Below are 9,589 nucleotides of genomic sequence, written 5' to 3'. Positions count from 1 at the left end.
CCGCGTACTGGTTGTACTCGGGTGTTCGCCCGGTGCGGCGAGAGTGCGTGCCGGGCGTCGCGGGGCAGGCGGGACTTTGCGGACACCCCCTAGGGGGCGACCCGCTACCGTTGGCCGGATGAGCACCGAGGACACGCCTTCGGCCCCCCGCTCCCTCGCGGAAGCGCTCCGCGCGCGGGGCGACGCCGCGCTGGGCGCGCTGCTGCGCAGCCGACCGGATCTCATCACCCCCGTGCCCACCGACCTCACCCAGCTCGCGACCCGCGCCGGCACCCGCGCCTCGGTCGTGCGCGCCCTGGAGCGGCTGGACCGGTTCACGCTGCAGACGGCGGAGGCGCTGGCCGTGGCGGCGGACCCGGCGGCGTACGAGGAGTTGCTCGGGCTCATGGCCGGGGACGCGGGCGACCCGGCCGTCACCGCCGCCCTGCCGCACGCCCTGGACGTCCTGCGCGAGCAGGCCCTGGTCTGGGGCGGCGACGACCGGCTGCGGCTGGTCCGCACGGCCCGTGAGCTGCTGGCGCCCTCGCCGCAGCACCCGTCGCCGACGGGGCTCGGGCCCACTGTGCAGGAGGCCACGGCCGGGATGTCCCCGGGGCGCATCCAGGAGATCGTCACGGCCGCCGGGCTGCCCTCGACCCACGACTCGGTCTCCGCGGTGACCGCCCTGACCGGCCTGTTCACCGACCGGGAGCGGATGGCGGCGCTGCTCGCCGACGCCCCCGCCGATTCCCTCGACGTCCTGGAGCGCCTGGTGTGGGGGCCGCCGTACGGCCAGGTCACGCCGGATCCGGCGCCCCGGCTGCGCTGGCTGCTGGACCGCGGGCTGCTGCTGCCGACCGCGCCGGGAACGGTCGTGCTGCCGCGCGAGGTCGCCCTGCACCTGCGGCGGGGGCTCGCGCACCGGACGCCCGAGCCGGTGCCGCCGCCGGTCGAGGCGGCCGCCGCGCACCGTCCACAGGTTGTGGACAGCACCGCGGCCGGGCAGGCGTACACCGCGCTCGCCACCGTCGAGGAGCTGCTGAAGGACTGGGACGAGGGCGGTCCCGCGGTGCTGCGGGCCGGCGGGCTGAGCGTGCGGGACCTGAAGCGGACCGCCGTCGCCCTGGACGTGCCGGAGCCGGTCGCCGCGTTCTGGGTGGAGCTGGCGTACGCGGCGGGCCTGATCGCCTCCGACGGGGAGGCCGACGAGCGGTACGCGGCGACCCCGGCCTACGACGAGTGGCTGGAGCGGCCCCCCGCCGAGCGCTGGGCGCGGCTGGCCACGGCGTGGCTGGCGGCGACCCGCACGGCCGGGCTGGTCGGCGGCCGGGACGCCAAGGACCGCACGCTGTCGGCGCTCGGGCCGGGTCTGGACCGCTCGGCGGCGCCGGAGGTGCGGCACCGGGTGCTGGCGCTGCTGGCCGCGCTGCCGGAGGGGGCCGCGCCGGACCCCGAGTCGGTGCTGGCCCGGCTGCGCTGGGAGCGGCCGCTGCGCGGTGCCCAGCAGCAGGAGAACGACCTGCGCACACGGCTCGCCCGGTGGGCGCTGTCCGAGGCGGAGCTGCTGGGCGTCACGGGCCGGGGTGCGCTGTCGGCCCACGGCCGGGCGCTGCTGGGCGCGGCGGCGGCACCCGTGAAGGGCCCGGCAGCGGAGCCGTCCGGTGCGTCCGGGCCCTCCGGGGTATCAGGGGTGTCCGGGGCCTCCGGGCCCTCCGGTGCGGGGGACAAGCTGCCCGTCCACCACCACCGCCCCACCCCGCTCACTCCCCTCTCCTCCGCCGAGCAGGCCGTGGCCTCCGCCGCCGCGGCCCGGCTCCTCGCGCCGCTGCTGCCCGAGCCGCTGGACCACGTGCTGCTCCAGGCCGACCTGACGGCGGTGGCGCCGGGTCCCCTGCGGCGCCCGCTCGCCGACATGCTGGGCGTGCTCGCGGACGTCGAGTCCAAGGGCGGCGCCACCGTCTACCGGTTCACGCCCGGCTCGGTGCGGCGCGCCCTCGACGCCGGGCAGGCCGCCTCCGACCTGCACGCCTTCCTCGCCACGCACTCCCGTACGCCGGTGCCGCAGCCGCTCGCGTACCTCATCGACGACGTCGCCCGCCGCCACGGCCACCTGCGCGTCGGCGCGGCCTCGGCCTACGTCCGCTGCGACGACGAGGCGGTGCTGGGCGAGATCCTCGCCGACAAGCGGGCCGCCGCCCTGGGCCTGCGCCGGCTCGCCCCGACCGTGCTGGCCGCGCAGGCCGACCCGGCGGGGCTGCTGGAGGGGCTGCGGGCGATGGGGTTCGCGCCGGCGGCCGAGTCCGCCGAGGGCGACGTACTGATCACCCGCGCTCTCGCGCACCGCACGCCGCCCCGCTCGGCGCCCGAGCCGGTGCCGGACGGTCCGCCGGTCCCCGACGACACCCTGCTCGCCGCGGCGCTGCGCGCCATCCGGGCCGGTGACCTCGCCTCCACGGCCCCGCGCAAGCCCGGCACGGTCCCGGCGGCCGACGGCGAGCTGCCCCGCACCGGTTCCGCCGAGACCCTCGCGACCATGCAGGCCGCCGTCCTGACCGGCGAGGCCCTGTGGATCGGCTACGTCAACGCCGAGGGCGCCGCCAGCCAGCGGGTCATCGCCCCCATCCGCGTCGAGGGCGGTTTCGTCACGGCGTACGACCACACCGCGGACGAGGTCCGCACGTATCCGCTGCACCGGATCACCGGGGTCGCGGAGCTCGCCGACGACGCGGGCTGAGCACCGGGGCCCGGGCCAGGGCGGCTTCTCACCCGTTCGGGTGCACAGCGGCGTTCATGCACGCCACGCCGGGGATTTCCCACGCTCGGGCGACCTTGCCGGGCGTGTCGCATCACGCCGGGTGCCCGGGGGCAGCCACCGGGTGTCCCTGTGAGCGCTGTCGAAAGGAACTTCCCGCATGCGCGCTGTTCGTCGAGTCGCCGCCGTCCTGGCCACCGCCGCCCTGATGACGTTCGGGGGGCTGGCCACGCCCGCCGCGGCGATCAGCATCGACGTCGCCGGCCTGGTCGTCGAGACGCCGCAGGTCTGATCCGCCCGCCGCGCCACCGGCCGGTCCGTGGCGCGGCGCTCCCTCTCTCAGTACGGGAAGGCCCTTCGTCCCCATGCGTGAAAAGCTGCCCGCCGTCGCCCTGTCCGCCGTCGCCCTCGTGGGCGTGCTCGCGCCCTCCGCCGCCGCGGCGCCCGCACTGCCGCTGCCCCTGCCGACCGCCGGCACCGAGCCCCTGGTCTCCGAGGCGATCGGCATCGAGGGCCCGCTGGTCCAGAACGTCAGTCTGCCCACGCTGAAGTAGCGCGCCGCGTCCGGTAGCTCTCCCCGTCCAGCCGCACGACCTCGGCGTGGTGGGCCAGGCGGTCGGCCAGCGCCGGGGCGGACGCGCCGAAGACCTCGTCCCAGCGGCCGAGCGGACGGTCGCTGGTCACGATCAGCGAGGCACGCTCGTAGCGGTGCGCGACCAGCCGGAAGAACAGGCCGGCGGTGGCCGCGTCGAACGGCGTGTAACCGACCTCGTCGACGATCAGCAGGGCGTGCTCGTCGAGACCGGCCAGCTCCGCCTCGAGCCGGCCGGCGCCCCGGGCGTCGGACAGCCGGGCGGCCCACTCGGCGGCGGTCGCGAACAGCACCCGGTGCCCGGCCTGGCAGGCCCGGACGCCGAGGGCGATGGCCAGATGGGTCTTGCCGGTGCCGGGCGGACCGACGAAGACGACGTTGTGCCGGGCGGCGACGAAGTCCGCCTTGCCGAGCCGGGCCACGGCCTCCCGGTCGAAGCCCCGGGGGTGCCGCTCGTCGAAGTCCTCCAGCAGCTTGCGGGCGGGGAAGCCAGCCGCCCGGATCCGTTCCTCGGCGTCCGCGTCGGGCTCCGGCCGCCGGGGGGCGGGGGGTGCGGCCGCCGGGGTCTCCCGCTCCTGCTGTCCGTGCCGCCGGTCGCCGGGCTCCGGCTCCGCGCGCGGGTGCCGGAGGGGCGCACGGTCGGCGTGCCCGCGGTCCGTGTGCGCGGTCATCGGCCCCGACATGTAGGCGAGGATCGCCGCCGACGCGATGAACGCCATGTGGATGACCGTCCCCCACAGCAGGGCGTGGCGGGAGGTGTGGTGGACGTCCACGAACATCTGCAGCAGGTGGACGGAGGAGATGCCGACGATCGCCGTGGCGAGCTTGACCTTCAGCACGTTGGAGTTGACGTGCGAGAGCCATTCGGGCTGGTCGCGGTGGCCCTGGAGGCCGATGCGCGAGACGAACGTCTCGTAGCCGCCGACGATCACCATGATCAGCAGGTTGGCGATCATGACGACGTCGACCAGCTTCAGCACGGCGAGCATCACATAGGTCTCGGTGGCGTGCCCGCTCACGCACATGAGGATTAACGTCCACAGCTCCTTGAAGAACTTGTAGACGTAGACGCCCTGCGCGGCCACGAGCCCGAAGTACAGCGGGGCCTGGAGCCAGCGGGTGGCGAACAGGGCGTATCCGAGCGTGGTGGTGGTGGGGTTCCGCACGGTTGGCCATTCTTCGGGGCCGCGGTGGAAAAACTGAATTCACACCACACGTTGGAATGAAAAGGCATTAAGTACGACCGGCTGCGCAGATCACACCACCGGACGCCGTCGATCAGGCACACTGGACGTTTGGCCGAGCCGTCCGAGCAGTCCGGCCGCAGAAAGGGTGCCGCGCGTGAATGGTCCGCTGATCGTCCAGTCCGACAAGACCCTGCTCCTGGAAGTCGACCACGAGCAGGCCGACGACTGCCGTCGGGCCATCGCCCCGTTCGCCGAGCTGGAGCGGGCACCGGAGCACATCCACACCTACCGGGTGACCCCGCTGGGCCTGTGGAACGCGCGCGCGGCGGGCCATGACGCCGAGCAGGTCGTGGACGCGCTGGTGCAGTACAGCCGCTATCCGGTGCCGCACGCGCTGCTCGTCGACATCGCCGAGACGATGGACCGCTACGGACGGCTGTCCCTGGTCAAGCACCCGGCGCACGGACTGGTCCTGACGTCGACGGACCGTCCGGTGCTGGAGGAGGTGCTCCGCTCGAAGCGGATCGCGCCGCTGGTCGGCGCCCGGATCGACCCGGACACGGTCGCCGTGCACCCCTCCGAGCGCGGGCAGATCAAGCAGACCTTGCTGAAGCTGGGCTGGCCGGCCGAGGACCTCGCCGGGTACGTCGACGGCGAGGCGCACCCGATCGAGCTGGCCGAGGACGGCTGGGCGCTCCGGCCGTACCAGAAGCAGGCGGTGGAGAACTTCTGGCACGGCGGGTCGGGCGTCGTCGTCCTGCCCTGCGGCGCCGGGAAGACGCTGGTGGGCGCCGGGGCGATGGCCCAGGCGAAGTCCACCACCCTGATCCTCGTCACGAACACCGTCTCGGCCCGGCAGTGGAAGCACGAGCTGGTGAAGCGGACCTCGCTCACCGAGGAGGAGATCGGCGAGTACAGCGGGACGCGCAAGGAGATCCGGCCCGTCACGATCGCCACGTACCAGGTGCTGACCACCCGGCGGAAGGGTGTCTACCCGCACCTGGAGCTGTTCGACTCGCGCGACTGGGGGCTGATCGTCTACGACGAGGTGCACCTGCTGCCCGCGCCGGTCTTCAAGTTCACGGCGGATCTGCAGGCGCGCCGCCGGATCGGTCTCACCGCCACCCTGGTCCGCGAGGACGGCCGCGAGTCGGACGTGTTCTCCCTGATCGGGCCCAAGCGGTTCGACGCGCCGTGGAAGGAGATCGAGGCGCAGGGGTACATCGCGCCCGCCGACTGCGTCGAGGTCCGGGTCAACCTCACCGACTCCGAGCGGCTCGCGTACGCCACGGCCGAGACGGAGGAGAAGTACCGCTTCTGCGCGACGACGGACACCAAGCGGAAGGTCACGGAGGCGATCGTCCGCCGCTTCGCCGGGCAGCAGATCCTGGTGATCGGCCAGTACATCGACCAGCTCGACGAACTGGGCGAGCACCTGGGCGCGCCCGTGATCAAGGGCGAGACGTCGAACGCGCAGCGGGAGAAGCTCTTCGACGCCTTCCGGGAGGGCGAGATCAGCGTGCTGGTGGTGTCGAAGGTCGCGAACTTCTCGATCGACCTGCCGGAGGCGACGGTCGCCATCCAGGTCTCGGGCACCTTCGGCTCCCGGCAGGAGGAGGCCCAGCGCCTCGGCCGGGTGCTGCGGCCCAAGTCGGACGGCCACCAGGCCCACTTCTACTCCGTGGTCGCCCGGGACACCATCGACCAGGACTTCGCCGCCCACCGGCAGCGCTTCCTGGCGGAGCAGGGGTACGCGTACCGGATCGTGGACGCGGACGAGCTGCTGGCGGAGAGCTGACACCGGCAGGACCGGTCACCGGTGGCGCCGGACCACGCCCACTTCCTCTTCGTACTGGCCGAGGATGATCACGTCGAAGGCGGCGCCCGCGAAGACCTTGACGGCGCGCAGGGCATCGCCGAGGCGATGGCGGTGACTGCCGGACACGGCGGTGGCGCCGGGCGGGCGGCCCGGTGCCGGGGCAGGGTGGATGGTTGCTGCGCTCATGTCTCCATGGTGCGATTCGCCCCGTAAGACCCGCGTCGGTCTCGGGGCCGAACCTCACGGGGGGCCGCGTACGTCCCCGGGCTGACCCGCGCCCCTCAGGGAGGAGGGCGGCGTCCCCTAGGGGACGCCGAAAACCGTTCGCGTTCGCCGCCCCCGCTCCTCTAAGATCTCCGCTCTTGCCCGCCTCCCACCACGGAGTGCCGCCGACCGGACGGAAACCGGCCGGCATCTCACCGTCCTCTCCTCAGCAGGTTTCCTTCCGGAGGCACCCCCGTGTCCACGCCCGTCGGCGATCCCCTGTCCCGTGAGCGCTCCCACCTCGCCGCGTCCCGCTCCGCCCTGCGGGCGATGCGCGAGGACGTCGAGGCCCTCGACATCAGCGACGTCACCGCGAACTGGGTCAACGCCGAAGTCCTCGCCCATCAGATCGACGAGCGCATCAAGGCCCTGGCCGACCTCAGCGACACCCCGCTGTTCTTCGGCCGGCTCGACTACCTGCACGCCCCGGGTGCCGAGGAGGCGGAAGGGGCCGAAGGGGAGCGCTTCTACATCGGGCGGCGGCATGTGCACGACGCCGACGGCGACCCGATGGTCATCGACTGGCGCGCCCCGGTCTCCCAGCCGTTCTACCGGGCGTCCAAGAAGGACCCGATGGACGTCGCGCTGCGCCGCCGCTTCGGCTACACCCGCGGCGACATCACGGCGTACGAGGACGAGCACCTCTCCGACCCCGCCGAGGCGGCCCGCACCAGCAAGCTGCTCCAGCAGGAGATCGAGCGTCCGCGCGTCGGCCCGATGCGGGACATCGTCGCGACGATCCAGCCGGAGCAGGACGAGATCGTGCGGTCCGGTCTCTCCGGCACGGTGTGTGTGCAGGGCGGCCCGGGCACCGGGAAGACCGCCGTCGGCCTGCACCGGGTCGCCTATCTCCTCTACGCCCACCGCGAGCGCCTCGCCCGCACCGGCACGCTGGTCATCGGCCCGAACCGGTCCTTCCTGCACTACATCGAGCAAGTGCTGCCCGCGCTCGGCGAGTTGACCGTGCGGCAGGCCACGGTCGAGGACCTCGTGGCGCACGTCGAGATCAAGGGCACGGACGAGGCGGCGGCCGCGGTCGTCAAGGGCGACGCCCGCATGGCCCGGGTGCTGCGCGGGGCCCTCTACTCCCACGTCACGATGCCCACCGAGCCGGTCGTCGTGGTGCGCGGCTCCCGCCGCTGGCGGGTCCCGGCGTACGAACTGGAGGACATCGTCCGCGAGTTGCTCGACCGCGACATCCGCTACGGCGCCGCCCGCGAGGCCCTGCCGCAGCGCATCGCGCACGCGGTGCTGGTGCAGATGGAGCGCTCGGGCGAGGCGCCGGACGACCGGGTGCAGGACGCCGTGGCCCGCAACAGCGCGGTGAAGGCGGCGGTCAAGCAGATCTGGCCGGCCGTCGACCCGGCGAAGCTGGTGCTGCTCCTGCTGTCGGACGCGGACTTCCTCGCCGCGCACGCGGAGGGCGTCCTCGACGAGGACGAGCAGAAGGCGATCCTCTGGGCGAAGCCGGCGCGCAGCGTGAAGTCGGCGAAGTGGTCGGCCGCCGACGCCGTCCTGGTCGACGAGGCCACCGACCTGATCCAGCGCACGCACTCCCTCGGGCACGTCGTCCTCGACGAGGCGCAGGACCTCTCCCCCATGCAGTACCGGGCGGTGGGCCGCCGCTGCACCACCGGCAGCGCGACGGTCCTCGGCGACCTGGCGCAGGGCACGGCGCCGTGGGCGACGCGCAGTTGGCAGGAGGCGCTCGCCCACCTCGGCAAGCGGGAGGCGGTGGTGGAGGAGCTGACGGCCGGTTTCCGCGTGCCGACGGACGTCATCACGTACGCCTCCCGGCTGCTGCCGCACATCGCCCCGGGCCTCACGCCCGTCGTGTCGATCCGCGAGAACCCGGGCCGCTTCGAGGTCCGTGAGGTCTCCGGGACCACCGACGTGGTCGCCGCCTGCCGCGAGTCGCTGCGCCACGAGGGCTCGACGGGCCTGATCGCGGCGGACGCGCGCGTGCCGGAACTGGCCCGGGCGCTGGCGGAGTCCGGCATCCCCTACCTCGGCCCCGGCGAGGAGACCACCGAGGACACGCGCCTGACCCTGGTCCCCGCGTCGCTGGCGAAGGGCCTGGAGTACGACTACGTGGTCCTGGACGAGCCCAGCGCGGTGGTCGACGGCGAACCGGACGAGCGGACGGGGCTGCGCCGCCTGTACGTGGCGCTGACCCGAGCGGTGTCGGGCTTGACGGTGACACACTCGGCCCCCTTGCCGGACCAACTCACCTAGCGGCCAGGTCCGCCTAGGCCCCGTCCACCGCGGCCCGCCACACCGCAACGGCCTCCGCCGACACCGGCTCGCCCCATCCCCCCGGCCGAGCCGCCCCACCGATGTGAAACCCGTCGACCCCGGCCTTCGCCAGCACCGGCACGTGATCGAGCCGCAGCCCACCCCCGACCAGCAGCTGCTGCCCGTACCCCGGCTCCCCGGCCCGCCCGGCCTCCGCGAGCAGGACGGGCAGCCCGCCGTCGACCCCGTCCGCCGACCCGGCCGTCAGGTATGTGTCGAGCCCCGGCATCCCGTCGAGCTGCTTGCGCAGGGCGTCCCGGTCGGCGGCCCGGTCGATGGCCCGGTGGAAGGTCCAGGGGCAGCCGTCCAGCACCGCGACGACCCGCTCCACGGCGGCCAGATCCAGCGCGCCCCCTTCGTCGAGGAACCCGAGCACGAACTCCTCGGCCCCGGCCTCCCGCAGCTCACCGGCCACCCGCACCAGCCGCTCGACGTCCCCCGCGGCGAATCCGGCGGCCGGCCGGATCATCACCCGCAGCGCGATGTCCACGGCGCGGCGGATCCCGGCGACGGTGGCGGCCGACGGCGAGAGCCCGTCGGCCGCCATGTCGGTGACCAGTTCGAGGCGATCCGCGCCTCCCGCCTGGGCGGCGACCGCGTCCTCGACCCCGAGGGCGATCACCTCCAGGACTGCACGCTTGCTCATGGGGCCCCTTCGTCGGCATGGCGTCGGCGTTCGGCGACAGGTCTAGTCCAATCAC

At 74.0% G+C, this 9,589-nt stretch carries 8 protein-coding genes; 5 read left to right on the top strand and 3 right to left on the bottom strand.

What is annotated here, in order from left to right:
- Window positions 1–118: 118 nt before the first annotated feature.
- The 3 genes from ABZ948_RS34310 (at window position 119) to ABZ948_RS34300 (ending at window position 3,285) form a co-directional block, all read left to right on the top strand.
- Entirely contained in the window at window positions 119–2,713 is a 2,595-nt protein-coding gene (locus ABZ948_RS34310) for a helicase-associated domain-containing protein (RefSeq protein ID WP_359766261.1), read from the top strand.
- 178 nt (window positions 2,714–2,891) lie between these two features.
- Complete coding sequence (locus ABZ948_RS34305; RefSeq protein WP_279628436.1) at window positions 2,892–3,023, top strand: hypothetical protein; 132 nt, start codon at window positions 2,892–2,894, stop codon at window positions 3,021–3,023.
- Between the two features lie 73 nt (window positions 3,024–3,096).
- Window positions 3,097–3,285 (top strand): hypothetical protein, encoded by a 189-nt coding sequence (locus ABZ948_RS34300; protein WP_359766259.1) that lies wholly within the window; start codon window positions 3,097–3,099, stop codon window positions 3,283–3,285.
- Here the strand turns inward: ABZ948_RS34300 and istB are convergent.
- The gene (gene istB, locus ABZ948_RS34295; RefSeq protein WP_359766257.1) at window positions 3,263–4,489 is read right to left on the bottom strand and encodes an IS21-like element helper ATPase IstB; all 1,227 of its coding nucleotides are present in this window, start codon (window positions 4,487–4,489) and stop codon (window positions 3,263–3,265) included. The genes ABZ948_RS34300 and istB overlap by 23 nt on opposite strands.
- Window positions 4,490–4,664: 175 nt before the next feature.
- Here istB and ABZ948_RS34290 point away from each other — a divergent pair, with 175 nt between their 5' ends.
- Window positions 4,665–6,308, top strand: a complete 1,644-nt coding sequence (locus ABZ948_RS34290; protein ID WP_359766255.1) for a DNA repair helicase XPB — start codon at window positions 4,665–4,667, stop codon at window positions 6,306–6,308.
- 15 nt (window positions 6,309–6,323) lie between these two features.
- On the opposite strand, the gene ABZ948_RS34285 is transcribed toward ABZ948_RS34290, so the two are convergent.
- The gene (locus ABZ948_RS34285; protein WP_114253764.1) at window positions 6,324–6,515 is read right to left on the bottom strand and encodes a hypothetical protein; all 192 of its coding nucleotides are present in this window, start codon (window positions 6,513–6,515) and stop codon (window positions 6,324–6,326) included.
- Window positions 6,516–6,788: 273 nt separating this feature from the next.
- On the opposite strand from ABZ948_RS34285, the gene ABZ948_RS34280 reads away from it, so the two are divergent.
- On the top strand, window positions 6,789–8,828 hold the full coding sequence (locus tag ABZ948_RS34280; RefSeq protein ID WP_359766252.1) for a HelD family protein: 2,040 nt from the start codon (window positions 6,789–6,791) through the stop codon (window positions 8,826–8,828).
- 13 nt (window positions 8,829–8,841) lie between these two features.
- On the opposite strand, the gene ABZ948_RS34275 is transcribed toward ABZ948_RS34280, so the two are convergent.
- Window positions 8,842–9,534 carry a copper homeostasis protein CutC gene (locus ABZ948_RS34275; RefSeq protein ID WP_359766250.1) on the bottom strand — a complete coding sequence of 231 codons (693 nt, stop codon included), beginning with the start codon at window positions 9,532–9,534 and terminating at the stop codon, window positions 8,842–8,844.
- Window positions 9,535–9,589 lie beyond the last annotated feature (55 nt).

The sequence above is a fragment of the Streptomyces olindensis genome, assembly GCF_040645895.1.
In the GTDB taxonomy this organism is placed as follows: Bacteria; Actinomycetota; Actinomycetes; order Streptomycetales; family Streptomycetaceae; genus Streptomyces; species Streptomyces olindensis.
Note: the sequence above shows the minus strand (reverse complement) of the source record. Positions and strands in the feature narration are given on the sequence as shown.

What these genes read in the sequence shown, in the direction of transcription:
- ABZ948_RS34310 (WP_359766261.1), top strand. Translation starts at nt 119, where the DNA reads ATGAGCACCGAGGACACGCCTTCGGCCCCCCGCTCCCTCGCGGAAGCG.
- ABZ948_RS34285 (WP_114253764.1), bottom strand. Translation starts at nt 6,515, where the DNA reads ATGAGCGCAGCAACCATCCACCCTGCCCCGGCACCGGGCCGCCCGCCC.
- ABZ948_RS34305 (WP_279628436.1), top strand. Translation starts at nt 2,892, where the DNA reads ATGCGCGCTGTTCGTCGAGTCGCCGCCGTCCTGGCCACCGCCGCCCTG.
- ABZ948_RS34275 (WP_359766250.1), bottom strand. Translation starts at nt 9,534, where the DNA reads ATGAGCAAGCGTGCAGTCCTGGAGGTGATCGCCCTCGGGGTCGAGGAC.
- ABZ948_RS34300 (WP_359766259.1), top strand. Translation starts at nt 3,097, where the DNA reads ATGCGTGAAAAGCTGCCCGCCGTCGCCCTGTCCGCCGTCGCCCTCGTG.